The sequence below is a fragment of the Psychrobacter cibarius genome (genome assembly GCA_030686115.1).
GTDB lineage: Bacteria > Pseudomonadota > Gammaproteobacteria > Pseudomonadales > Moraxellaceae > Psychrobacter > Psychrobacter cibarius_C.
Window position 1 is genome coordinate 470,944 of the sequence record CP131612.1, and the last position, 25,673, is coordinate 496,616.

Annotated in this window: 18 protein-coding genes; 15 read left to right on the forward strand and 3 right to left on the reverse strand. The window is 45.1% G+C overall.

Translation table 11 applies throughout. The annotated features are described in order from the left end of the window. Positions 1-81 precede the first annotated feature (81 nt). The 10 genes from Q6344_02000 (at position 82) to Q6344_02045 (ending at position 14,112) form a co-directional block, all read left to right on the forward strand. Entirely contained in the window at positions 82-696 is a 615-nt protein-coding gene (locus Q6344_02000) for a DJ-1/PfpI family protein (protein ID WLG14152.1), read from the forward strand. 179 nt (positions 697-875) lie between these two features. Beyond that, positions 876-2,099, forward strand: a complete 1,224-nt coding sequence (locus Q6344_02005; GenBank protein ID WLG14153.1) for an FAD-dependent oxidoreductase — start codon at positions 876-878, stop codon at positions 2,097-2,099. A 317-nt stretch (positions 2,100-2,416) separates the two neighbouring features. Then, complete coding sequence (locus Q6344_02010; protein WLG14154.1) at positions 2,417-4,204, forward strand: AMP-binding protein; 1,788 nt, start codon at positions 2,417-2,419, stop codon at positions 4,202-4,204. 277 nt (positions 4,205-4,481) lie between these two features. Then, entirely contained in the window at positions 4,482-6,257 is a 1,776-nt protein-coding gene (locus Q6344_02015; GenBank protein ID WLG14155.1) for an AMP-binding protein, read from the forward strand. Positions 6,258-6,392: 135 nt separating this feature from the next. Next, positions 6,393-8,003 (forward strand): carboxyl transferase domain-containing protein, encoded by a 1,611-nt coding sequence (locus tag Q6344_02020; GenBank protein WLG14156.1) that lies wholly within the window; start codon positions 6,393-6,395, stop codon positions 8,001-8,003. Positions 8,004-8,154: 151 nt separating this feature from the next. Beyond that, positions 8,155-8,964 (forward strand): enoyl-CoA hydratase/isomerase family protein, encoded by an 810-nt coding sequence (locus Q6344_02025; GenBank protein ID WLG14157.1) that lies wholly within the window; start codon positions 8,155-8,157, stop codon positions 8,962-8,964. Positions 8,965-9,033: 69 nt separating this feature from the next. Beyond that, positions 9,034-11,163, forward strand: a complete 2,130-nt coding sequence (locus tag Q6344_02030; GenBank protein ID WLG14158.1) for an acetyl/propionyl/methylcrotonyl-CoA carboxylase subunit alpha — start codon at positions 9,034-9,036, stop codon at positions 11,161-11,163. Between the two features lie 45 nt (positions 11,164-11,208). Continuing rightward, positions 11,209-12,141 (forward strand): hydroxymethylglutaryl-CoA lyase, encoded by a 933-nt coding sequence (locus tag Q6344_02035; GenBank protein WLG14159.1) that lies wholly within the window; start codon positions 11,209-11,211, stop codon positions 12,139-12,141. Between the two features lie 131 nt (positions 12,142-12,272). Further along, positions 12,273-13,460 (forward strand): isovaleryl-CoA dehydrogenase, encoded by a 1,188-nt coding sequence (locus tag Q6344_02040; protein WLG14160.1) that lies wholly within the window; start codon positions 12,273-12,275, stop codon positions 13,458-13,460. A 184-nt stretch (positions 13,461-13,644) separates the two neighbouring features. Continuing rightward, entirely contained in the window at positions 13,645-14,112 is a 468-nt protein-coding gene (locus Q6344_02045; GenBank protein ID WLG14161.1) for an energy transducer TonB, read from the forward strand. A gap of 79 nt (positions 14,113-14,191) precedes the next feature. On the opposite strand, the gene Q6344_02050 is transcribed toward Q6344_02045, so the two are convergent. Both Q6344_02050 and Q6344_02055 read right to left on the reverse strand, forming a co-directional pair. After that, the gene (locus tag Q6344_02050; protein ID WLG14162.1) at positions 14,192-14,920 is read right to left on the reverse strand and encodes a pantothenate kinase; all 729 of its coding nucleotides are present in this window, start codon (positions 14,918-14,920) and stop codon (positions 14,192-14,194) included. A 37-nt stretch (positions 14,921-14,957) separates the two neighbouring features. Next, complete coding sequence (locus tag Q6344_02055) at positions 14,958-15,917, reverse strand: biotin--[acetyl-CoA-carboxylase] ligase (GenBank protein ID WLG14163.1); 960 nt, start codon at positions 15,915-15,917, stop codon at positions 14,958-14,960. A 195-nt stretch (positions 15,918-16,112) separates the two neighbouring features. Here Q6344_02055 and Q6344_02060 point away from each other — a divergent pair, with 195 nt between their 5' ends. Together Q6344_02060 and Q6344_02065 are read left to right on the forward strand one after the other, a co-directional pair. Then, positions 16,113-16,916: a sulfite exporter TauE/SafE family protein gene (locus tag Q6344_02060; protein ID WLG15115.1), complete on the forward strand. Its 804-nt coding sequence runs from the start codon at positions 16,113-16,115 to the stop codon at positions 16,914-16,916. Between the two features lie 49 nt (positions 16,917-16,965). Next, the gene (locus Q6344_02065; protein WLG14164.1) at positions 16,966-17,493 is read left to right on the forward strand and encodes a hypothetical protein; all 528 of its coding nucleotides are present in this window, start codon (positions 16,966-16,968) and stop codon (positions 17,491-17,493) included. A 134-nt stretch (positions 17,494-17,627) separates the two neighbouring features. On the opposite strand, the gene Q6344_02070 is transcribed toward Q6344_02065, so the two are convergent. Then, the gene (locus tag Q6344_02070; GenBank protein ID WLG14165.1) at positions 17,628-17,927 is read right to left on the reverse strand and encodes a DUF4298 domain-containing protein; all 300 of its coding nucleotides are present in this window, start codon (positions 17,925-17,927) and stop codon (positions 17,628-17,630) included. Between the two features lie 139 nt (positions 17,928-18,066). Between Q6344_02070 and Q6344_02075 the strand changes: the two genes are divergently transcribed. The 3 genes from Q6344_02075 (at position 18,067) to ligA (ending at position 25,673) form a co-directional block, all read left to right on the forward strand. Further along, positions 18,067-22,029 (forward strand): AAA family ATPase, encoded by a 3,963-nt coding sequence (locus Q6344_02075; GenBank protein WLG14166.1) that lies wholly within the window; start codon positions 18,067-18,069, stop codon positions 22,027-22,029. A gap of 222 nt (positions 22,030-22,251) precedes the next feature. Further along, on the forward strand, positions 22,252-23,268 hold the full coding sequence (locus Q6344_02080; GenBank protein ID WLG14167.1) for a cell division protein ZipA C-terminal FtsZ-binding domain-containing protein: 1,017 nt from the start codon (positions 22,252-22,254) through the stop codon (positions 23,266-23,268). A gap of 293 nt (positions 23,269-23,561) precedes the next feature. Next, positions 23,562-25,673 carry an NAD-dependent DNA ligase LigA gene (gene ligA / locus Q6344_02085; protein WLG14168.1) on the forward strand — a complete coding sequence of 704 codons (2,112 nt, stop codon included), beginning with the start codon at positions 23,562-23,564 and terminating at the stop codon, positions 25,671-25,673.

Sequence of the window (25,673 nt, forward strand, 5' to 3'; positions counted from 1 at the left end):
GCACGCTTTTGTGACTCTATTCTAGTATCTATACGCTTGTAATAAGTTGCATTTTATCTAACATTCATTCGAGGACAAAGAATGACATCAATGCGAACCGTTGGAATATTACTATTTAACGAAGTCGAAGTGTTGGACTTCGCAGGACCTTTTGAGGTGTTTTCATTGGCTGCCAATGCTACTAGTGATAAGTACTTCAAAGTTATTACCATTGCTGAGAGTCAAGCGCCGATATCTGCTAGAAACGGTCTACGAGTTATTCCTGATTACAGTTTTTCCAACCATCCAGACATTGATGTTTTAGTAGTTCCTGGTGGTTATGGTGCCGAAAAAATAGAGATAAACAATCCAGTGGTTATCGATTGGATTGTCACTCAAGCTAAGCTCGTTGATTTGACACTTTCAGTTTGCACGGGTGCTTTGTTGCTAGCTAAGGCTGGGTTATTGGCTGGCAAGTCTGCAACCACTCATTGGATGGACTTAGATAATCTAGCATCCTATGCTGATATTGATGTGATCTCTCATACTCGTTTTGTCGACGCTAGTGATGAAAGTGCTAAGTTGATAACTTCGGCAGGAATAAGCGCAGGTATTCATGCCAGTCTATATTGCTTGGAGAAGTTAATAGATACTAAAACCATGCAAGCAACGGCAAAACGTATGGAGTTTGATCTGGATCAAAATGTTTTTTTATAGCACCTATTAATAGGTGCTTTTTCTGTGCCAATAGAATATTAGTAGATTGATACATTCAATCGCGACATTGATACGATTCACTACATAAGTGAAAAGGTGAGTGAATACCTGTTTACTGATACAATAGCGGTCAATATTTTTGATAATTAAAATAATTCATAAACCGTATTGGAGTTCATATGAGTGTAGAAAATTCATTAGTAGAATCATCTAAAGGTATCGTCATTATTGGTGCAGGTTTGGCAGGCTGGCATGTGATTGATGCCATTCGTGCAAAAGACAAAGACATCCCGATTACCTTAATTACTGCCGACAGTGGCGATCGTTATCACAAGCCAATGCTGACCATGGCGATTAGCCAAAAGAAAAGTGCGGCAGATTTGGTCAGAGCGACTGGCGTTGATGCCGCAGAAGCTGCAAATGTTAAGCTACTTGCCAACACGCAAGTGACTGATGTTGATACGACCACTCAACAGTTGCAGCTTATCTCTGCGATGCGCTCAGATCCAGCCAACACGGATTATGCTACGATTGGCTATGATAAGCTGGTACTAGCGATGGGTGCGCATCCTATCTTCCCAAAAAGCTTGCCAGAGGATCTAGTATGGCATGTCAATCATATTGAGCGTTTTGGACAGTTGCAAGAAAAGCTAGCAACTGGCAGTCAGCACGTTGCTATCGTCGGTGCTGGTATGGTTGGGACAGAGATTGCCGAGGACTTGTTAAAAGCAGGTCATCAGGTGACACTCATTGATTTAAACGATGCGCCGCTATCACAAATGCTACCGCCAAAAGCAACGGCTCGTATTGCGCAAGCGGTCAAATCGCAAGGGATTAACTTTTTAGGAGGGTATCAGGTATCTGCTATTACTCGTATCAGTGATGGAAAACTGCAGGTCAGTTATGAGGCGTTAGCATCAGCGACAGAAAGCAGTACTGCTGAGGCAATCGAACCACTTATGGTCGATCATGTGATTGCTAGTACCGGTCTGACGGTCGATGACAAACTACCTGCCGCAGCTGGTGTCGATTTTGACCGTCGCACTGGTATCGTGGTGGATGCGCCGACCTTGCGTACCAGTACGGCCAATATTTATGCGATTGGTGACTGTATGTCTATCGATGGCGTGCCGTGTCGCTATGTCGCACCGTTACGCGCGCAGGCTGCTACCATTGCTGATGATGTATTGGGTCTAGATCATAATGGCTACGATCATAAGCCACCCATGATTCGCCTGAAAAATAAAGCAATCTCCGTCATGGTGACAGGTGTGCCAAAAGCGACTGGTAATTGGCAGGTCAAGATAGAAAGTGATGAAGAGCTGGTCATGGACTTGCTAAATGATAGTGATGAAGTCAGCGCAACAGTAACGATTAAATCGCATGCCAACCCTAAAGCTTAAAGATTAAAAAAGCTCTAAATCATAGCCAGTGTTGCCATCTTTATGCAGCACTGGCTTTTTTACGGCTATTACTTTTTAGATTAATCATAATCGATACGCACTGTATCTATATGATTGACAGTCTTTTGTTTAAGGCGCTATATTGGTTGGAGCGTGATTTGACTATCATGTCTATTGCACAAACATATTCAAGGAAGAATATCGTGTTTACGGTAGTAGCACATTTTTACTTTCTATGATTATAGAAAGTTGTCTAATAATCAGTTTTATATCAGTACAAACATTAAACACCAAACAGCAAAACGAAAGGACTCATGATGACTCAGATTACCGATTTTGACAGCATTATTAATGAAAGTACGCCTAATAACAATATTCTCAACAATATCCCCAAAGTTAATGTAGGCGCGCGTTCAGCAAATGCGCCACTCATCCAAAGCCATGATAAAGGCATTGATGTGCCGCTGATTGAAGCGACAATCGGTGATTTTTTTGACGCCATTGTCAATAAATATCCAGAGCGTGAAGCATTGGTTTCTCGTCATCAAAATATTCGCTGGACGTATCGCGAACTACAAGAGAAAGTTAATCAGTTAGCGAGTGCCATGATTGAAATGGGGCTAGAAATCGGCGATCGCATCGGTATCTGGTCACACAATAATGCTGAATGGCTGCTGATGCAATTGGCAACCGCGAAAGTCGGCGTTATCCTCGTCAATATTAATCCTGCTTATCGTACCTTTGAGCTGCAATATGCACTGAATAAGCTGGGCTGTTCGGCATTGGTATTGATGCGTCATTTCAAAAGCAGCGACTATACACAAATGATTCGTGAGCTTTGTCCTGAGATTTATCATAAGAACTATCAGCAATTAGACTTGGTGGAGATTCCAACGATTGAGCGTATCATTTGGATTGACGAGCCAGCATCTGATGAAAATTTCAATTTTATGCAGAAATTCTCTGCTTGGATGGCAGAGGGTAATGCAAACGACCCTCGTTTAGCTGCGCGCCAAGCCCAGCTAAAGAATACCGATGCTATTAGTGTGCAGTTTACTAGTGGGACAACGGGTACACCCAAAGGCGCTACTTTAACGCATCGAAATATCTTGAATAATGGCTACTTCCTTGGCGAAGGTATGAGGCTGACAGAGGAAGATAGGCTATGCATTCCATTACCACTTTATCACTGCTTTGGGATGGTGGGTGGTAACTTAGCCATTTTGACCCATGGTGGCTGCGCGGTGTATCCCAACGATGGTTTTGATCCGCTAACGGTATTGCAAACGGTGGAAGAGGAAAAATGTACCGCTCTGCTTGGGGTACCGACGATGTTTATTGCGGAGCTCGATCATCCAGAATTCGACAGCTTTGATTTGTCCAGCTTGCGTACTGGTATCATGGGCGGCTCTAGCTGTCCAATTGAGGTCATGCGCCGCGTCATGGATAAAATGCACATGAGCGAGGTGACGATTGCTTATGGCATGACCGAGACCAGTCCAGCTTCTTGTCAAACCAGCTCGCAAACGCCACTCGAAAAAAGAGTCTCTACCGTAGGGATGGTGCTGCCCGCGCTTGAGGTCAAAATTGTCGACACTGAAACGGGTGATGTCGTCCCGACTGGAGAGACGGGCGAATTACTCACTTATGGCTACGCGGTGATGAAAGGCTATTGGGGCAGCCGCTTTAAAACACGCGCGGCGATTACTGATGGCTGGATGCATACGGGTGATTTGGCGGTAATGGATGAAGATGGCTACATCACTGTGGTTGGACGTAGCAAGGACATGGTCATCCGCGGCGGCGAAAATATCTATCCAGTAGAAGTTGAGAACTATCTCTATCGTCATCCGAAGATTCGCGATGTACAAATTGTTGGTGTTCCTGATAAAAAGTATGGTGAGGTACTCGCGGCGTGGATTATTGCAAAAGAGCCAAATAGCTTAAGCGAAGAAGAGGTAAGGCAGTTTTGTTGTGACCATATCGCTCATTATAAAGTGCCGACCTACTTTCGTTTCGTCGATGAATATCCAATGACCATCACTGGTAAAATTCAGAAATTCAAAATCGTTGAGCAAATGATAGAAGAGTTGGGTCTGGAGTGATTTGAGACTATTGATCACTGGAAAAGCCAGCTTTTTTCTATGTGTGATAAGGCTGGCTTTTTTGATTTAAGTCATTCAAGAAATTCGTCACTTAATCATGACTGATGAATTTATCTTATATTATCATTTTAAATGATACATATTGTATTACTATTATTGACAGTCTTCGATTTAAGACGGTATAGTAGCTAACGCTAGTTAATACCTGTTCAAGGAAGAATGAATCGGTGATAGGCGACTAATAAGCACCATAAAAAGTAAAATGAAAGGACTCGTTATGACGCAAACTTCTGATTTTGATGCGACTAAAATTGATTTTGATACTATTCTAAATAGCATTCCTAGTATTAATATGGGCGCACGCTCAGCAAATGCACCGCTTACCCAAAGCTATGATAAAGGTCCTGATGTGCCGCTCATTGAAGCGACTATCGGTGACTTTTTTGATGCTATTGTATCCAAATATCCAGAGCGCGAAGCTTTGGTTTCTCGCCATCAAAATATTCGCTGGACCTACCGCGAGCTGCAACAGCAAGTCAATCAGCTGGCCAGTAGTATGATTGAGATGGGGCTGGAAATCGGCGATCGCATCGGTATCTGGTCACACAACAATGCTGAATGGCTGCTCATGCAGTTAGCAACGGCAAAAGTCGGTATTATCCTTGTCAATATCAATCCTGCCTATCGTACCTTTGAGCTGCAATATGCCTTGAATAAATTGGGCTGCTCGGCGCTTGTGCTCATGCGTCATTTTAAAACCAGCGATTACGCCAGTCTCATCAGTGAACTGTGTCCTGAGATTTATCACAAAGACTATACCCAGCTTGATTTGGTCGAAATTCCGACGATTGAACGTATCATTTGGATTGATGAGCCAGCATCTGAGGAAACCTTTGGCTTTATGCAGAAGTTCTCTGCATGGATGGCGGAAGGCGATGCCAACGATCCTCGTGTTGCCGAGCGTCAAGCCCAGCTCAAAAATACGGATGCCATTAATGTACAGTTCACCAGTGGCACGACTGGTACGCCAAAAGGTGCAACATTAAGCCATCGTAATATTCTTAACAACGGTTACTTCATCGGTGAGGCTATGAATCTCACAGAAGAGGATAAACTGTGTATTCCGGTGCCACTCTACCATTGCTTTGGTATGGTGCTTGGTAATTTAGCGATTCTCACGCATGGTGGCTGTATCGTTTATCCGAACGATGGTTTTGAGCCATTGACGGTATTACAAGCGGTGGAAGAAGAAAAGTGTACGGGTCTGCACGGTGTGCCAACGATGTTTATCGCTGAGCTTGACCATCCGGAGTTTAAAAACTTTGATTTATCGACTTTGCGTACGGGCATCATGGCAGGCTCTAGTTGCCCGATTGAAGTCATGCGCCGCGTCATCGATGAGATGCACATGAGCGAAGTCACCATTGCGTATGGCATGACAGAGACCAGTCCAGTATCTTGTCAAACCAATGAACATACGCCACTTGATAAGCAAGTATCTACCGTTGGCCTAGTGCAGCCTGCGCTTGAGGTCAAAGTCATCAATACGGCGACGGGTGAGACTGTCGCATTGGGCGAGACCGGTGAGTTGCTGACACGCGGTTATTCAGTGATGAAAGGCTATTGGGGCAGTCGCTTCAAAACCCGCGCAGCCATCCAAGATGGTTGGATGCATACGGGTGATTTGGCTACGATGGATGAAGATGGTTATGTCAAAATCGTTGGTCGTAGTAAAGACATGGTGATTCGTGGTGGAGAGAATATCTATCCTGTCGAAATCGAAAACTATCTCTATCGTCATCCGAAGATTCGAGATGTGCAAATCGTCGGTATTCCTGATAAAAAGTATGGCGAAGTATTGGCGGCATGGATTATTCCTAAAGAAGCAGATAGCTTGACGGAAGAGGAAGTTCGCCAGTTCTGTAGCGAGCATATCGCTCATTATAAAGTGCCGACTTATTATCGTTTCGTGACCGAATATCCAATGACTATTACTGGAAAAATTCAGAAATATAAAATCATCGAGCAGATGATAGAAGAGCTGGGTTTGTAGTCAGATGATGACTTAATCTCTAATACTAAAGACTATTTCAGATCTGTTATATTGAAAATTATTATTATGAGTCAAGACTAAAAGAAAAAAGCCACTCGCATTTACGTATCTACGAATTAAAGAAAAAGGGATGTCATGAGCGCTATCATAACCAGTAAACTGAGTCCAAACGCCGCTGAATTTCAGCAAAACAGTGCTGCGATGCAAGCGGTGGTCGATGACTTATATGGTCACTTACGTAAAGTCGTGCAAGGCGGTTCAGAGCGTGCCCGTGCCAAGCATTTAGCGCGTGGCAAGCTGCTGCCTCGTGAGCGTGTCGAGCGTTTATTAGATGTGGGTACGCCATTTTTAGAAGTGGCACCGATGGCTGCACACGATATGTATGGCGAAGAGATTCCTGCTGCTGGCGTGATTGCGGGTATCGGTCGTATCAATGGTATTGAGTGTATGATCGTCTGTAATGATGCCACGGTAAAGGGCGGCACTTATTATCCAATGACTGTCAAAAAACATCTGCGTGCGCAAGAAATCGCGCAAGAAAACAATTTGCCTTGTGTTTATTTGGTGGATTCAGGCGGTGCTAACTTACCCAATCAAGATGATGTGTTCCCCGATAAAGAACACTTTGGTCGCATCTTCTTTAATCAGGCCAATATGAGTGCCGCTGGTATTCCTCAGATTGCTGTGGTCATGGGCAGCTGTACGGCTGGCGGGGCTTATGTGCCAGCGATGAGTGATGAGTCGATCATCGTCAAAGACCAAGGCACCATCTTTTTGGGTGGTCCACCACTGGTCAAAGCGGCGACAGGTGAAGAAGTTACTGCCGAAGACTTGGGCGGCGGCGATGTGCATACCCGTCTGTCAGGGGTCGTCGATCACTTAGCACAAAGCGATACGCATGCGTTGTCAATTGCGCGCAATATCGTTAGCCATCTAAATCGTCCTGCGAAGCAAGTGCCCAATCAAATCAAACCGCGTCCACCACGCTATGATGCCAAAGAGTTGTATGGCGTCATTCCAACCGATAAACGTAAGCCATTTGACATCAAAGAAATCATTGCTCGTATCGTAGATGACAGTGCTTTTGATGAATTTAAAGCGCGATTTGGCACGACGCTGGTTTGCGGATTCGCTCATATCGAAGGGATGCCAGTCGGTATCATTGCCAACAACGGTATCTTATTTAGTGAGTCAGCGCAAAAAGGCACGCACTTTATTGAGCTATGTTGCAAGCGCAAAATTCCATTGGTATTTTTGCAGAACATCACTGGCTTTATGGTTGGTCGCAAATATGAAAACGAAGGCATTGCCCGTCATGGTGCCAAAATGGTCATGGCAGTCGCCAATGCAAAAGTGCCAAAGTTCACGGTCATTGTCGGTGGCTCGTTCGGCGCTGGCAACTACGGCATGTGTGGTCGTGCTTATAGCCCGCGCTTTTTATGGATGTGGCCAAATGCGCGTATCTCGGTGATGGGTGGAGAGCAAGCAGCATCAGTATTGGCAACAGTCAAGCGTGACAACTTTGACCGTAAAGGCGAGGCATGGAGTGATGATGATGAAGCCGCATTTAAAGCGCCGATTCTCGATATGTATGAAAAGCAAGGTCACCCATATTATGCCACCGCACGTCTATGGGATGACGGCGTGATTGACCCTGCCGATACGCGTCATGTATTGGCACTAGGGTTGAGCGCCGCCTATAACGCACCGATTGAAGAGACAACATTTGGTGTCTTTAGAATGTAATCATTCTAAGGTCTTCCCATAATAAGCGACTACTGCGTCAATCTCATTTGAAGTACGATTTGTACATCTACATTCGGTTTCCTTGTACTAACATTATTATGGATTGACCAAGCGTTTGTTTAAATATTTACATAAAAATATAGAGAAAGTTATGCAAAAAGACAGTGATAAAAATTATAAAAGCTTATTAGTTAAAGTGGAACAGCCCGTGGCTACGGTGACCTTAAACCGCCCTGAGATACGTAATGCCTTTAACGATGAAATGATTGCTGAGCTAACCGATGCATTCAATACGCTTGGCGCTGATAATGAGGTACGTGTCATTGTACTAGCCGCTGCTGGCAAGGCATTCTGTGCAGGTGCCGATTTGAATTGGATGCGTGCCATGGCAGATTATAGCTATGAAGAAAACTTAGCAGACGCGGACAAATTAGCGCAAATGCTTAAAACTATTTACGAGTGTCCGAAACCAACCGTTGCGGCTATTCAAGGTGATGTTTATGCAGGCGGCATGGGTTTAGTAGCCGTCTGTGATGTGGCCATCGCTGTCAAAATTGCAAACTTCTGCTTAAGCGAAGTACGTTTGGGCTTAGCTCCTGCAACGATTAGCCCTTATGTCATACGAGCGCTAGGCGCTAGAGCCTCACAGCGTTACTTCTTAAGTGCTGAAGTATTTGATGCCAAAAAAGCACGTCAGCTTGGCTTTATTCATGAGCGGGTTAGCGAAGAATGGCTGGCTGATGAGGTTGCTATATTTTGTAGCAAAGTTGTCAAAAACAGCCCTGATGCAGTCAAAACCTGCAAGCAGCTATTACACAATGTCGCGGGTGCGCCGATCACTGATGAGCTGATTGCCGATACAGTAAAGGGTATTGCTGATATTCGCTCATCAGAGCAAGGCAAAGAGGGCGTGCAAGCCTTTTTGCAAAAACGTAAGCCCAATTGGTTAACGGCAGATTAATAGTGCACGAGAGATAAATGAGTCAATAGACAAGACCTCAAATAAAAACGATAACACACAGGGATAGTTATGTTTTCTAAAATTCTAATTGCCAACCGTGGTGAAATTGCTTGCCGAGTGGCTGCGACTGCCAAGCATCTTGGCGTCAGTACCGTTGCTGTCTATTCTGATGCGGATCGTGAGGCCAAGCATGTGGCTGTCTGTGATGAAGCCATCTACTTGGGTGGCTCAGCGCCGAAAGACAGCTATCTAAAAGGTAATGCGATTATCGCGATAGCGCTTGAGACTGGTGCCCAAGCAATTCATCCGGGTTATGGATTTTTAAGCGAAAATGCAGATTTTGCGCAAGCCTGTCAGGATGCAGGACTGGTATTTATTGGCCCTTCAGCTGATGCTATCCGCGCCATGGGCGGCAAATCTGAATCCAAGCGATTGATGGAAATAGCGGGCGTGCCACTGATACCGGGTTATCATGGTGATAATCAAGATGCAGAATTTTTGCAGCAGCAAGCAGACGCTATTGGCTATCCAGTATTGATCAAAGCCAGTGCTGGTGGCGGCGGTAAAGGCATGCGTATCGTGGAGCAAAGTAGCGACTTTGTGGATTTATTAGACTCATGTCGCCGTGAAGCCATTACCAGTTTTGGTGATGATAAAGTGTTGGTTGAAAAATATGCCTTAAAACCGCGCCATATTGAAATCCAAGTATTTGGTGATACGCATGGCAACTATGTGCATCTGTTTGAGCGTGATTGCTCCGTACAGCGCCGTCACCAAAAAGTATTAGAAGAAGCGCCTGCACCGGGTGTTGATATTGCGATGCGTGAGGCGATGGGCACCGCTGCCATCGAAGCGGCTCGTGCGGTCGATTATGTTGGTGCAGGCACAGTTGAGTTCATCGTTGAGCAGCGCGAAGATTCTATGAATTTTTATTTCATGGAAATGAATACGCGCTTGCAGGTTGAGCATCCAGTCAGTGAAGCGATTACCGGTGTCGATTTGGTCGAATGGCAGCTCTTAGTCGCGGCAGGTCAGCCATTACCAAAAACCCAAGCCGATCTGACTATCAACGGTCATGCAATTGAGGCGCGCATCTGTGCCGAAAACCCTGATAATAGCTTCTTACCAGCGACAGGTACGTTATTTACGTATCAGAAACCTGAACACAGCACCTTTGTAATTGATAAAGACGGTACTGGTGTGCGTATCGATGATGGCGTGCGCGAAGGCGATGTGATTAGTCCGTTCTATGACTCTATGATTGCCAAGCTCATCGTCCATGCACCAACGCGAGAGCAGGCATTAGCCAAGCTTGATCGGGCTCTGGCACAAACCCGTATCGTGGGTTTGCCGAATAACGCGGCATTTTTACGTTATATCTTAAATACAGAATCTTTTAGCAAAGCCAATCTTGATACGGCATTGATTGAGCACGAGCGTGATGCAATTTTTAATCAGCAGCCTTTGGCATTATCGACGCTGGTTGTGACCGCCATTACTCGTCAGCTTGCGAGCGAGATGGCGACGCAAGAGTCAGATATTGATCCATTTAGCAAACCTACTGGCTTCCGTGCTTATAACGATTATACTCGCTCATTTAGCTTGGTTTATGATGAGAATGCTTATACTGCCCGCATGAATAACTGGCACAATTCAAATTGTTCTGATAGTAAAAAAGGCAGCGATAACCTCAGTAGCTTTACGCTCGTTATTGAAAAAGAAGTCGCTAATACGCAGGATGTTAGCAATATCAATGTCGCTGCTCAGACCGAAACGGTTTATGAAGGTCAAGTGAGCTATGCCAGTAGCGACGAGCACAATCATACGTTATGGTTAGATGGTGCACGTACTAGCGCGCAAAGCTGGGTGCTTAATGAGACGGTTTATGTGTTCACAGACAGTGGCCGTGACGAGATTACGCTTGTTGATATCATGGCGCATGTAGGCGAGGAGTCTGCAGCGGTCGGTAGCTTAAAATCACCGATGCCAGGACAGGTTGTTGCCTTTAAAGTAGCGGTTGGCGATACCGTGAAAAAAGGTGAGCCATTAGCAGTCATCGAAGCGATGAAAATTGAGCACACTATTACTGCGCCGACGGATGGCGTGGTGGCAGAATTGCTATTTGCAGCCGGTGATTTGGTCGCTGATGGTGACGAGTTATTACGCATTGATGCTGGCGAAAATACTGAGAGCGAATAGCTGACATAGCTTAATAATAGGTAAGTAATAAAAAGGACGACAAGCATGAGCCATTCGTATCTAAATCATTCATATCCAAGTCACGTCAGAATCGTTGATGTCAGTCCGCGTGATGGACTACAAAACGAGTCAACGACGGTGCCGACTGAGGTTAAGCAAGCGCTTATCAATGATTTGATTGCAGCCGGTGTCAAAAAGCTAGAAGCAACCAGTTTTGTCTCGCCAAAGTGGGTGCCACAAATGGGCGATAATAGCGCGCTACTTGATGCGCTAGCGCCGACACGGCAGACAGATATTTGCTACTCGGTACTGGTACCTAATATGCGCGGCTTTGAAAACGCCATCATTCATCGTCCTGATGAAATCGTTATTTTTGGTTCAGCAAGTGAAACCTTTAGTCAAAAAAATATCAATTGTAGTATTGATGAGAGTATCGAGCGTTTTGCGCCAGTAGCTGCGGCTGCAAAAGCGCAAGGCATCAAAGTACGAGGCGTTATCTCTTGTACGGTTGGCTGTCCTTATGAAGGCGACATTGACCCAAGCCAAGTAGCGTACGTCACCAAACGATTGGTTGAGATTGGTGCTGAGCAGATTGGCATTGCCGATACCATTGGTGTTGGTACACCGCTCAAGGTACAGCGCGCCTTACAAGCCGCTTTAGAATATGCTGATATCTCTATGCTATCGGGTCATTTTCACGATACTTACGGTCAAGCATTGAGCAATACCTTAGCGGCACTACAAATGGGTGTTAGTGAATTTGATACCTCAGTGGCTGGACTGGGCGGCTGTCCTTATGCCAAAGGCGCAACGGGCAATGTTGCGACCGAAGATGTGGTGTATATGCTACATGGTATGGGTATTAGCACGGGTATTGATTTGGATAAATTGGTCGTGGCAGGCGAGCGTATCAGTGAGTTCTTAAAGCGTCCAAATGGCTCAAATGTAGCACGTGCCCTCATCAACAAGCGCCATTAACAAACGCCAGTCTTAATTAGTATAGTGGATTGACTATGGCATCAGAAATGGCATTAAAGATATAGTTACAGTGGCTTTAAAAAACAGATTAAAATTCGAAATTTAAAAATATTAAAACACAAGGAATAGTTATGAGTTTACCTGGATTGAATTTTCAACTTGGCGAAGATATTGATGCATTACGCGATATGGTGCAGCAGTTTGCAACCAATGAAATCGCCCCGCGTGCAAGCGAAATCGACAGTAGTGATGAGTTTCCCATGGATCTATGGCAAAAAATGGGTGACATCGGTCTACATGGTATTACCGTTCCTGAAGAGTACGGCGGCTCTAACATGGGTTACGTCGCACATATGGTCGCGATGGAAGAGATTAGCCGCGCTTCGGCATCGGTAGCGTTGAGCTATGGTGCGCACTCAAACCTATGTATCAACCAAATCAAACGTAACGGTTCTGAAGCACAAAAACAAAAGTATTTGCCAAAACTGGTCAGCGGTGAGTTCATCGGTGCATTGGCTATGAGTGAGACGGGCGCTGGCTCAGACGTCGTCAGCATGAAGCTCAGAGCTGAAGAAAAAGACGGTAGCTATGTGTTAAACGGTAGTAAAATGTGGATTACCAATGGTCCCGATGCTGACGTGATGGTGGTTTATGCTAAGACCAATCCTGAGCTAGGCGCGAAAGGCATGACGGCCTTTATCGTTGAAAAAGGTATGGAAGGTTTCGGCACAGCGCAAAAGCTTGATAAGCTTGGCATGCGTGGTAGCCATACGGGTGAGATGACCTTTAACAATGTGACCGTACCAAGCGAAAATATCTTAGGCGGTCTCAATGAAGGCGTCAAGGTACTGATGAGCGGGCTAGATTATGAGCGTGCCGTATTGGCCGCAGGTCCTATCGGTATCATGCAAGCCGTGATGGACAATGTCGTGCCTTATATCCATGACCGTAAGCAGTTTGGTCAAGCGATTGGCGAGTTTCAGCTTATCCAAGGTAAAGTGGCGGATATGTATACGATACTGCAAGCAGGTCGTAGTTTCTTATATACCGTCGGCAAGAATTTGGACATGCTAGATCAGCGCGGTGCCGGTCATAGCCGAGAAGTACGTAAAGACTGCGCTAGTGTGATTTTATGGTGTGCCGAAAAAGCCACCTGGATGGCAGGCGAGGGCATTCAAATATTTGGTGGTAATGGCTACACCAATGAGTATCCACTTGGTCGCTACTGGCGCGATGCCAAGTTGTATGAGATTGGCGCAGGTACCAGTGAAATCCGCCGTATGCTGGTTGGTCGTGAGCTATTTAATGAGACTAAATAGTATAAAAATATAATACTATCATCAGCGACTTTCTAAATTTGGCATAACCAGACTAGCTTAGGACAACGGCTGGTTAATAACGAACAATTGTGCTAAGGTATATTTTATTTTTTGATTGACAATAATCGATTAATAGAGTTACTTCTTAGCCTTTTTTATTCGCCATATTTATAAGATACCGTCTATGCTGCTGACTATTACCACACCTAAAACACGCTTCAAGATAAATCTGCGATTAACTATTATTTCTGTGCTGACAAAAGCGCTATTTCTACTGAGTGTATTTGCGGTACACTCAGCAAATGCTGAGTTAGCAGAAATGTCACCATCGCAACCCGTCATTCAGTTTTCAACTTCTGATGCGAAGTGGGTACATCAACCAAGGTTCGATAGTCGTCACATTCGCAACTTAGAGGGTAATTGTGATCCGGAAGAACCTTGCAAACTCAAACGTGCGGAAATGAAATTTTTATTAATTGTAAATCAGGAAGGTAAAGTTGCAAATATTACCGTATTGAAGAGTAGTGGCTCCGATAAAATTGATAGTGAGTTTATGAGAGAGTTACGCCGCAGTCTTTTGAAACCATTTAGAAAAGATAGTAAGACAGTAGTAGGCAAAGTAACCGTTCCAATAATATTTGAGTATTACTAAAGCTTAAACAATACTAAAAAGCAGTACGCCTTACACGTACTGCTTTTTTTGTTTTCAATGTAAAAGTATCTATTGAGTATTACGACTGTTTGGTATGATCAAAATATCGTGCCAGACCATTCAACAATAAATCATCACGCAAGCGTACTGGTCGATTAACATGCTGAGAAATAATGGCTGCATCACCACCCGTCATGATGACTTCAAAGTTGGGATGGCGATGGCTAATCTCATTGATGGCACCGACAATAGAGAGCAAGATACCGCGATGTACCGCATCTTGTGTGGTCATGCCTTGACCAACACTATCAAAGGTGCCATTGGATATGGTAATTTGCTTAGTGCCTGAAAATAGTGATTCACGTTGCAGATAAATACTGGGGAAAATATAACCGCCCAAATGCTCAGCATGATCAATCAAGTCAATGGTCACCGCAGTACCGCAGCCAATCACGCATTGACGTTTTTTCTTATCCACGGCGCCCAGCATCTGTAGCCAACGATCACAGCCGAGCTGTTCGTCATTATAAGCACTCTTCATCAAAGCATGCGCAGCATCGACATGGACAAACTCAAACGGAATATTCAGACGACCTAACGTCTCTGACACTTTAACATTCAAATCGTCGCCCAGCACCGATGATATACCAATAAAATCAGGCGCATAACGCTCGAAGCGATCGGTCAAACCCATCAATAGTTCGGCAGGCGCTTGCAAATGTTGCTTGGCATCATGCGCGACTATTTGTCCGATATCATCGGTGAGCCAGTATTTTAGGCGGGTGTTGCCAAGATCTAACCAGAGCATAAAAATCCCTTTATATCGTGCCCATTGGGTCTTTGATTTAAGCCTTGTCAATAACGTCGATGCGTCCGGTAAAAAGCGCAGAAATCTTACCGCTATCTTGACGCAATTGCAAACATCCATGTGTATCAAGACCACAAGCATAACCTGTGATGCTATCTGTTTTACCGTTATACTCTTGAGTAACATGCAAGCGTAATCCTACCAGTGCGTCCATCGAATCAAACTGTTTTAAAAAGCTGTCCAAATTATAGCTTTGACCAGTGGGCTTCTCTAATCCTAGGTGCTCAAAGCGTGTCATCGCGGCTAGCAGGGCTTTACTCATTTGTTGGTAAAGTATTTTTAGGCTTGGCAGACTCACAATATCTGTCTCTGGTTTTAGCCTCTCATAAATATCCTGTAGGCTAATCGCCTGATAACTCATGCCTTCGCAGGTTTTTGCAGTGAGGTTGGGCGTTGCCTGTACATTAAGTCCTACGCCCATCACCACGCCGACCAATTTGCCCGTTTGGGTAACAGGTTCTATTAAAATACCCGCAAGTTTATTAAAAGGTAGGGTTTGTGCTGCCAGTTTAGGCTCATTTGACACTGAGTCAGATGGCAGTTGATAAAAGCCCAAATCATTTGCCCATTTTACCCCAATTGGCGTCAATCCTTGCGCGCGTAATTGCTCATTTAATATTTGAATAACGGGCATTTTTGCCAGTTCAACGCCAATAATTAACGACAATAAACCGCTAATCGGCAGATGAACAGGATGATATAACGACAGATAGACATTGCCGCGCGGTGATTGCCACGAGCGCCCGTGCTGCCCACGACCTGCGCTTTGGGTTTCAGCGGTCAGTAAATGCATCTGCGCAGCATTTAACGTGCCATGTTGTACATCTGCTATTAGTTCGCTGTTGGTAGAGGCGCTGCTGACAAGGTGTCGATGGTTCAGCTGCGGTAAATGATGAAGCTCTAATGAGTCGTCAGAAAAATTGGAAAATGGCGGCATAAGTTTCGTCGATGTGGTTAATATGGCGTGGATAATCTTTGTTATACTGGGCGATTGCCATGAGATTGTCACGATTAGACAGTATCAAATAAACAGCATAAAGGTCGGATTATGATTTAGCAAATGCGATAGGCAAGTGATTATAAAACTAAAGAATTTTTATAAAAATAAGTGTGATAAAAGGCTGATTCGATGATGTTATATGTGTGGTTTGTGATTGCAGGGGCATTTGCGGGTGTCAGTGCAGGTCTATTTGGCGTTGGCGGCGGCATGATTATCGTACCAGCATTGGTATGGATTTTTACTGCTTATAATTTTTCGCCAGAAGTGGTGACCCATTTGGCGATTGGTACGTCACTGGCGACCATCGTTGTGACCTCGATCAGCTCAATGACTGCGCACAATAAGCGTGGCGGCGTACGTTGGGAAGTGTGGCGCAAAATGGCACTCGGCTTGGTCATCGGTAGTTTGGTGGGAGCAGGTATTGCCGATATGATTGACGGTAAAGTACTGCAAGCCATCATCGGTATCGGCGCGTTATTGGTCGCTTTAAAAATGCTGTTTTTGTCCAATAAAGAGCAGCTGGGCAAACCGCTACCGTCAGCTGGCGTACAGTTTGGCGCGGGTACAGGGATTGGCATGGCGTCGTCTATTTTTGGTATTGGCGGTGGCAGCTTAACCGTGCCGTTTTTGAATTGGGCTGGACTACCGATGAAGCAGTCGGTCGGCACGTCTGCCGCTTGTGGATTGCCGATTGCATTGGCTGGTGCGGCAGGGTTTGCATGGTTCGGGCAAGATGTGGTCAATCTGCCTGAGGGCACGATAGGCTTTGTGCATATCACGGGTTTTCTATGTATTTCTGTCGCTAGCTTTGCGATGGCAAAAGTCGGTGCCAAGCTTGCCCACCAATTGCCAGCGCTAACGCTTAAGCGTGCCTTTGGGGTGTTGTTATTGTTTGCAGGCGGGCAGCTGTTGTTAAGTGGGATTGGGATGATTTAGAATACTAATCGTTCGACTATTTCGGATGATATTACTTTAGGGAATATGAGTGGACGCATTAATAGCTGGTGTTATCGGTGTGATAACTGGAGGAGGAGTTTCATTCGTAGCAAATTATTTTTTGAATGTTCAAAGGTATAAGCAGGATACTAAAAAAGAGAACTCTGACCACGATCATGATCTTGTAAAACAAGACTCCGAACATAAATATGAGCGACAAATTTTCCTAAGACAAAAGTATGAAGATTTGGTGTTTAGGCTTATTGATTTTTCTATGATCTTAAGATCATTAGAGTTAAATGTACAGCAGCAAGGAACAAGGCAAATTAATATCAATGAGTTTATTGAGAAAGGTGGACAGATAGAGGTAATTACTGTGCTCTACTTTCCTAAATTAGTTGATGAATGCAAGAGGTTCTTAGAAGTAGCAAATCCGTTATTCTTATCACAGTATAATCGCCATCATAACTCTACAAATAATAATTCAGATAATCTGGAGTCGCTAAAAGTAAAGTTTGATGAAAGGTATATTGAATTATATAGTGAGATTCAAAAATATAAGTCAGACTATACTTAACAATCCACAGATCCTAAACCCCATCCAATTTCAGATGAAATAACTACCTATTTTCGTTAGCTTTATTAAGAATTTATGAGTTTAGGTTATTTAGAATTGGGAAGCTAAAATGCCTTTATCAATTTAAAGAAATCCTATTTCTTATCAATCGCATCTAGCCCCAAACGCATCCATTTTCTCGCTAGCTCATCATGGTCGCTGAGCATATTCCACAGCGCATCTTCACTAAAGATAGAGTATTCATCACCTGAATGTTCAATTGGCAGATCCGCTTCACGATCTGTCATCCATTGAGGGTCTAGGTAGTAATTTTTCAACTCATTTTGCAAGGCTTCAGCTTGCAAAAACTGCTGCTGCGCTTCGAGTTGCTGGCGATGTAGTTTGCACCATTGCTCATATTTTTGCTGTAGTTCTTGCGGATTATAGTTAGGCATTTTTATACTCTTATTTTTTGATACTTAGACGAATGATTATTATTTTCAGCCCTATTATAGCATCCTTCACAAACCCTAAAAATCCGTCACAATTTCAGGTAGAATAGCCGCCTGTTTTCGCCATATTTACTGATCCCTCATGCGCCTAAAATCTCTAAAGCTGGCAGGCTTTAAATCCTTTGCCAATCCTACGACTTTTACCTTTCGTCATGGTATTACCGCCATTGTCGGGCCGAACGGCTGTGGCAAATCTAATGTCATTGATGCCATTCGTTGGGTGCTGGGTGAAACCTCTGCCAAGCAGCTGCGTGGCGGCGCGATGAGTGATGTCATCTTTGCTGGCACGCAAGATAAATCCGCCAAAAGTGTCGCCAGTGTTGAGCTGACCTTTGAGCATACGCAAGATGAGCAGACTGGTATTCGCCATGAATTTAATCTGTATCAAGAACTGTCCGTTCGTCGTCAGGTAAATAAGGAAGGTCGCTCAGATTACTTTATCAATGGTACGCGTTGCCGTCGTCGTGATGTGGTCGATGTATTCTTGGGTACGGGACTTGGCGCACGTAGCTATGCTGTGATTGAGCAAGGCATGATTGGGCGTATCGTTGAGTCTAGCCCGATGCAGCTGCGTGAGTTTATCGAAGAGGCGGCAGGGGTCTCGCGCTATCAAGCACGCCGTGAAGAAACGCAAAAGAAGCTCGAGAAAACTAAAGATAATTTGGCACGCCTGCATGATATGCAAAGCGAGCTGGTCAGCCAACAAAAGCGTCTGTCTAAGCAAGCCGCCAGTGCTGAGCGCTACGAGGAGCTGGCATTAGCGCTTGCTGATATCAAGCAGCAGCTTGCCATTCAGCAGCTCTATCAAGCCAAGCATACTCAGCAGCAGCAAAAAATAGCGCATGAGCGCAGCGCCACTGAAGTATCAACTTTACAAGCCAACTATGACACCCTAAAAGCCAAGCAAGATAAACTTGCCGCGCATATCAATCAAGAGCAGTGGCTAAAAGACGATGCTCAAAGCAACCATTATCAACAGCAGCTAAGCTATCAACAAGCAGAGCATCAGTTAGGCGATGCCAAGTCACAGCTGACCGCTATTGAGCAGCAACTAGCCAGCTTGGATCAACAGCGTCAGCAAGCAGTCGATGAGATAAATCGCTTAAAGGCTGAGCAAACCGAGCAGCAGACTGTGATAGAAGCATTGTGTCCACAGTTTAATAAATTAACGACTAAACGTGAAGCGCATAAACGTAATGAGCAGCCCTTGCAGCGCGCTTACCATGATGCGCAAAATCAGCTATCAAGGCTGCAAGATACTGCTCGCTCGCTAGAGCAGCAGCAAGCCATCAATAACCAAGCGCAAAAACGCCAGCAGCAAAATCATGAGAAATGGCAGCGCCGTCAGCAAAATTGGCAGCATTTATGGCAGCAACTCCAACAGTCACTATCACCAGTTGCAAGTGCTGGTTTGCAAGATAATTCTGATACGAATAATTTGCAGCAGACATTAGTGGCGCAAGTTGCCGAGCTAAACAAACAATTGCATCAGATTGAACGCCAACAAGACAGCGTCGATGAGCGACTGTCTGAGCTACAACCGCAAGCGCAGGATTTACAACAGCAATTACACACGCAGCAGCGCGAGTTAAGCGAGAATGAGAAGCGCCACGCCGTATTGGCGGGTGAGTACGATACCCTGCATCAAATATTGAATCCTAAGCCGACACCAAAATCGCAACCGCTTGTTCATGCAAAAACTGCTGATGTTAAAAGTGATTTAGAAAATGAAATAGCTAGCGACTATAGCCAATTGACCATTACCACCTTGCGTGACCAGATTGAGTTAAGCGCGAAAGGTCAGCAGCATGCAGAGCTACTTGATAGTGTGTTGGCATTATGGTTAGACAGCCATGTACTAGTTTCTAACCAAACTTATCAACCAAATATTGATAACGTGAGCGATGACTCTGAGAAAGTGAATAGCTTATGGCAGGTGCTTGAGCATGAGTTAAAAGATTTATTTGTTTATCAAAATGCGCAAACCAATACAGTGGACAAGCCATCAATCAAAATAGAAACGGGTCATAGTTTGTGGCTACCTGCTCAGACAAATGATACAGATTCAACGCCATTTACCAGTGTCTTGCCAGAGAACTTAATTGATAAAGTACTGCCTTTATCACAGCTGATTAGCGCACCGAACTTAGCGCTTTGGCGGCAGTGCTATTTATATATTGCACAGCCTGAGACAGATAATAAGCAAACGTTAGAAGCGCTTGCTGAGATTTTAAAAGCATTGCCATCGTCAGCTATTTTACTCACGACTGACGGCTGGCTTATCAGTCGTCAGGGTACGATGAATCTAAGTAAATTTGCTGGTGCGCAAGATGGAAAAAATGGTAGCAATAACAGCAACAGTCAATTTTTAACCCAGCGTTTGCGGCAGCGCAGCCGTTTACAAGTGTTAGAGAATTTGCTCGATGAGTTTGAGAACAAAATAGAAGCGCAGAAAAAAGCGATTACAAAAGACCAGCGTGACTATGATGCATTGATAGTCAGCTTAGAAGAAACACGCGCGCAAGCTGAGCAATTGACCCGTGATGAGCATCAATATCAGCAACAGCTCACTACTCAGCGCGCCAACGCTGAACGTTTGCAAGCGGACAGCCAACGCCTCAATGCTGATAAAGCAGCCCTTGAGCAAGAGCAACAGGAGCTGGTGCAAGAACAACAATCGCTCAATCATGAGCAGCAAGATATCCAAAGCAAAATAGCAGCGCTAACGCCACAAATCGCCGATGCTCGTGCGGCAACTCAGCAATTACAAGCGGAGCGCAGTGAGCTAAGTCGTACCCGTCAAGTAGATGATGACGCTTGGCAAGCCTTGCAACTTCGTATTCAACAAAGTGAGATGCGTTTAGAACACAGTGTAAGCAGTCTTGCTCGGGCAAGTGCGCAATTTGAAAAGTCGCTACAAAGTGAGCAAAATCTAAAGACGCGTCATGAGCAGCAGCAAAATATATTGCCAGCACTGCAAGATGCATTACAAACAGCACAGACCGCGCGCGATGAGCAGCAGGCTGTATTAACAGAGCGAGAAACTGCATTAACGGTGCTCAAGCAAGAATACAATCAGCAGCAGGTTGAGCTAGATAGCTTGCAAAATACACTGCAAACCCAGCAAAATGCGCTTGCCAATCACTCGACCGAGCTGGCACTAAGCGCTGCAAAATTAGAGGATGCTAGTAGCCATACGCAAGAAGCGCTAGATGCTTATTATAAGGTGAGTCAAAAATATAAAGCACAATCAGACATAGCGCAGCACCCACAGCATCAGCAACAAGTGATGAGCGTCTCAAACTTATTGGCAGATTTTATCGCTCATGATCGCCGTGTGCGTCCAGATAAAATTGCTGAACTTGAGTCAGAGCGTACCAAACTTGAGCAGCAGCTAAGTAAAATTGGCGCAGTCAACTTGGCAGCCGTGGCAGAGTTGGCAGAGGTTAATGAACGCTTAGAGCCACTCTCGCAGCAGACCGCCGATATTGCTGCGAGTATGCAGACGTTAACGGAGGCGATTGCTTCGATTGATGAGACCACCAAGACGCTATTTATGCAGACGCTCTATGCCGTCAATATTGAGCTTGCCAATTTATTTGCCAAAGTGTTTGGTGGCGGGCAAGCCAGTTTAACGCTCAATACGGATGATATGCCCATTAATGCACCAAAATCAGAACAGTGGCGGGCAGGGCTAACCTTGATGGCACAGCCAAAAGGCAAACGTAACAGCCGTCTCGCTGTGCTTTCAGGCGGCGAAAAGACGCTTACTGCATTGAGCTTGATTTTTGCGATATTTAAGCAGCATCCCGCGCCATTTTGTGTGCTAGATGAAGTCGATGCACCACTTGATGACGCCAACGTCGCTCGCTTTACCAGTCTTATTCATGAATTAGCAGACGATTTACAGTTTATCTTTATCAGCCATAATAAATTAACGATGCAGATTGCCGATGAGTTAAAAGGCGTGACCATGCCAAGCGCAGGGATTTCTACCTTGGTCAGTGTGTCACTCGATGAGGCAGCGCGTTACCTTTCTGATTAAGAGCAGCGCTAAATAGCAAAAATAATTGATAACTGGTAGCAGTTGTCAGTGGTATAGTTAGAAATGATGTGCCAATATTACAATATTACAACGTCACGCAAGTGTGTCAGCCTCACGGTAAACGATGACTATATGGTGACGATATTCATTAGCCATGCTAGACTATTGCCATTTATTCCCTCTTATGTATTCCCTTTTGTCATATATTAGGATGTATATCTTATGACCGCTATTCAGTTTATATTGATTGCCATTGCCGCATTTATCATGCTTGCAGGGCTATTTATGGTCATTCGTAGCTTTAAGCGCCGCAGCAATGCTGAAGCGGTAGCGGTCAATTATGATAAAAACGGTATTCCTATTATACCGCGCCATGAACGCAATATCGTCGATCAGCCAGGCTTGGATGATACAGTCGCTGGCGAAACCAGTATCGCCCCTGATCGCAGTTATCTAAATGCGGTAGTCGAAGACGAGCCTTTGACTCAATCTCATACCCATGTTGATACGCAGCTGACAGCTGAGCATGCGGATGTTAATGACAGCGATACTGACACAATAGATGATGCTGACTATGTGCGCTGGCAAGCAGAGCAGCAGCGTGCTGACAACAGCGAGTTTGCAGAAGCCGCTGAGCAAATGCATATCGAGCAAGAGCAGGATGCGTTTTCAAGCTTGATGTCCGCAACTGACAGCTTGATGCCCTCTATTGATACCGCAGATGAGCCAAGCTTCGATAATAACAGTCCGATACTCGATCAGCATCTCTCAGAGCCAGTGGATGAAGCGCAAAACGGTCCACTCATCAATGCCAAAGACAACATCAATATCACTATTTTGCCGCATCAATATCGCGACCGTCCAGCCGCGATTATCCGTGGTCGTGATTTATTGGCATTAATTGATAAGTATGGTCTGCGCTATGGCGCGATGAACATGTTCCATCGTTATGAGCAAAAAGACGGCACAGGTATGCTATGGTTTAGCATGATGGGTATCACCGATAGTGGTATCGCGCCTTTTGATCCGCATAGCGTGGCGACCAATACTTATAATGGCGTGGTAGTATTCTTATCGCTGCCGCATCCACAAGCGCTGCGTAGCTTCGATAGTATGATGAGTATTGCTTACATGATGGCAAGTGATTTGGATGCCATTATGCTCGATGAAGAGAACGAACCAATCACCCCTGAATATAAACAGCAATTGCGTAACCAAGTTCGCGATTATGAAGGTTAGTTTTAATGTATGAATACAGGTTTATTAATAAAAGCTGATTCATATTAGCAGTATTCTAAAAGGCAAATAGCGCTTGACGTTATTTGCCTTTTTTAATGGGCTTTAGTTTCTGAAAAATGCTAGAGTTGGTTCAAGATAATTTAGATACAAGGAAGGTGAGTGAAAGTACTACACATAGTAGACTGAGCGAGCCTGACACAGTATCTAAATTATCTTGAACCGACTATATCCGAGCATCCTACAAACTTGTTATCATATCGGCATCTTGAATTGCAAAGAAAAAGACGCCGACTATGACTGACCCTATCTCACCGCTTACCTCTAAAAACATTAATAAAGACATTAATAAAGACATTAATAAAGACATCAATACTACCAACCCTATAAAAAATAATGATGCTATCGTCACCCAGATGCGCACGTTTATCGATGCGCTTAAGCAGCACAATTATGCCTACTATGTGCTTGATAATCCTATTTTAGAAGACAGCGAATACGATCAGTTGCGCCGCTCTTTATTGGCGCTTGAAGAACAATATCCAGATTTGGTACAGCCAGACAGCCCAATCAATCAAGTTGGCGACATGCCGCTATCGGCTTTTACTCAAGTCACTCATGATATTCCGATGCTCTCGCTTGGCAACGTCTTTGATTATGATGAATTACATGGCTTTATGCGCCGCGTGAATGATCGTCTCAATGATGCGCAGAAAAACCCTGAATATGAGATGGAGCTAAAGCTAGATGGCTTGGCGGTATCACTCAAGTATGCTCATGGACAATTTATAAAAGCGGTCACACGTGGCGATGGACAAACGGGCGAAGATATCACCCAAAATGCCAAAACCATTCGCAATTTGCCACTTTGGCTCGCGGCTGCAAGCGAGATTCCATTATTAGAAGTGCGCGGTGAAGTGCTGATGCCGAAAGCGGGCTTTGAGCGTTTGAATCGCCTTGCTGAAGAAAAGGGCGACAAAACCTTTGCCAATCCACGCAATGCTGCCGCTGGGAGTTTACGTCAGCTAGATCCCGCCATTGCTGCTAGCCGTCCGCTCGCATTTTACTGTTATTCAGTCAATCAAGGGTTGCCTGAGCATCTCAAAACCCAATCAGCAGCGCTTGCTTGGCTAAAAACCATTGGCTTTACCGTCAGTGCAGTCGAGGTGGTGCAAAATCCACGCGAGGCTCAAGCCTATTATGAATCAGTGAAGGAGACACGTGGCGAGCTGCCGTTTGAGATTGATGGCATGGTGATTAAGGTTAATAGCTTGGCGTTGCAGCAGCAGCTTGGTTTTTTATCACGTGAGCCGCGCTGGGCAACCGCTTATAAATTCCCTGCCGAAACCGTCATGACACGCTTGCATGCTATCGAGTGGCAAGTCGGACGCACGGGCGCGATTACGCCTGTTGGTAAATTAGAACCTGTAAAAGTCGGCGGCGTCACGGTCAGCAATGTCACCTTGCATAACTTTGGTGAAATTCAGCGCTTGGATGTGCGTGCAGGCGATATGGTCAGCGTCCACCGTGCAGGCGATGTGATTCCTAAAGTGACCCGTGTTTGGACAGATCAACGTCCAGAAAATTCTGAACCCGTTACATTGCCATCGACCTGCCCAGTATGCGACTCACCTGTGGTGTTACCCAAAGATGAAGCGTTGGCGCGTTGCACTGGTGGGCTGTTTTGTCCCGCGCAGCAGGTCGAGGCGCTCATTCACTTTGTCTCGCGTCGAGCGATGGATATCGATGGCTTAGGCGCAAGTTGGCTGATTAGCTTTTTTGAGCATGGCTTGGTGAAGACAGTCGCTGATATCTATCAATTGCACAATCATCAAGACGAGCTGATTACGCTTGAGAAGCTGGGCGAAAAATCAGTACAAAACATCCTCAGCGCTATCGAAGCCAGTAAGCATACGACACTCGCGCGCTTTATCTATGCGCTGGGTATTCGCGGTGTCGGTGAGACGACGGCGCAGAATTTGGCGCAGCAATTTGGCGACCTTGATAGCCTGATGGCTGCTGATATCGATAAGCTACTGCAAACGCCTGATGTCGGCGCGATCACTGCTGAGCTTGCTTATAAATTCTTCCGCGCACCACACAATATCGAAGTCATTACTGCACTACGTGAAGCTGGCGTCCACTGGGATAAGGTTGAACAAGTCGCATCAGAAGGATTGCCGCTCGATGGGCAAACGTGGGTCATCACCGGTGCGCTCGATAGCATGGCGCGTGATGAAGCCAAAGCCAAGCTGCAAGCACTAGGGGCAAAAGTCTCGGGGAGCATCTCAGCAAAAACGACTGCGCTACTGGCAGGGGAAAAGGCTGGCTCGAAAATGGCAAAAGCGGAGAAACTAGGCGTCAAAATTGTGGCTGAGGAAGAGTTCTTGACGATGGTTAGAGAGTAG

Coding starts and splice junctions, on each gene's coding strand:
- Q6344_02050 (WLG14162.1), bottom strand. CDS start 14,920: ATGCTCTGGTTAGATCTTGGCAACACCCGCCTAAAATACTGGCTCACC.
- ligA (WLG14168.1), top strand. CDS start 23,562: ATGACTGACCCTATCTCACCGCTTACCTCTAAAAACATTAATAAAGAC.
- Q6344_02020 (WLG14156.1), top strand. CDS start 6,393: ATGAGCGCTATCATAACCAGTAAACTGAGTCCAAACGCCGCTGAATTT.
- Q6344_02030 (WLG14158.1), top strand. CDS start 9,034: ATGTTTTCTAAAATTCTAATTGCCAACCGTGGTGAAATTGCTTGCCGA.
- Q6344_02040 (WLG14160.1), top strand. CDS start 12,273: ATGAGTTTACCTGGATTGAATTTTCAACTTGGCGAAGATATTGATGCA.
- Q6344_02010 (WLG14154.1), top strand. CDS start 2,417: ATGACTCAGATTACCGATTTTGACAGCATTATTAATGAAAGTACGCCT.
- Q6344_02055 (WLG14163.1), bottom strand. CDS start 15,917: ATGCCGCCATTTTCCAATTTTTCTGACGACTCATTAGAGCTTCATCAT.
- Q6344_02075 (WLG14166.1), top strand. CDS start 18,067: ATGCGCCTAAAATCTCTAAAGCTGGCAGGCTTTAAATCCTTTGCCAAT.
- Q6344_02015 (WLG14155.1), top strand. CDS start 4,482: ATGACGCAAACTTCTGATTTTGATGCGACTAAAATTGATTTTGATACT.
- Q6344_02035 (WLG14159.1), top strand. CDS start 11,209: ATGAGCCATTCGTATCTAAATCATTCATATCCAAGTCACGTCAGAATC.
- Q6344_02080 (WLG14167.1), top strand. CDS start 22,252: ATGACCGCTATTCAGTTTATATTGATTGCCATTGCCGCATTTATCATG.
- Q6344_02005 (WLG14153.1), top strand. CDS start 876: ATGAGTGTAGAAAATTCATTAGTAGAATCATCTAAAGGTATCGTCATT.
- Q6344_02060 (WLG15115.1), top strand. CDS start 16,113: ATGTTATATGTGTGGTTTGTGATTGCAGGGGCATTTGCGGGTGTCAGT.
- Q6344_02045 (WLG14161.1), top strand. CDS start 13,645: ATGCTGCTGACTATTACCACACCTAAAACACGCTTCAAGATAAATCTG.
- Q6344_02025 (WLG14157.1), top strand. CDS start 8,155: ATGCAAAAAGACAGTGATAAAAATTATAAAAGCTTATTAGTTAAAGTG.
- Q6344_02000 (WLG14152.1), top strand. CDS start 82: ATGACATCAATGCGAACCGTTGGAATATTACTATTTAACGAAGTCGAA.
- Q6344_02070 (WLG14165.1), bottom strand. CDS start 17,927: ATGCCTAACTATAATCCGCAAGAACTACAGCAAAAATATGAGCAATGG.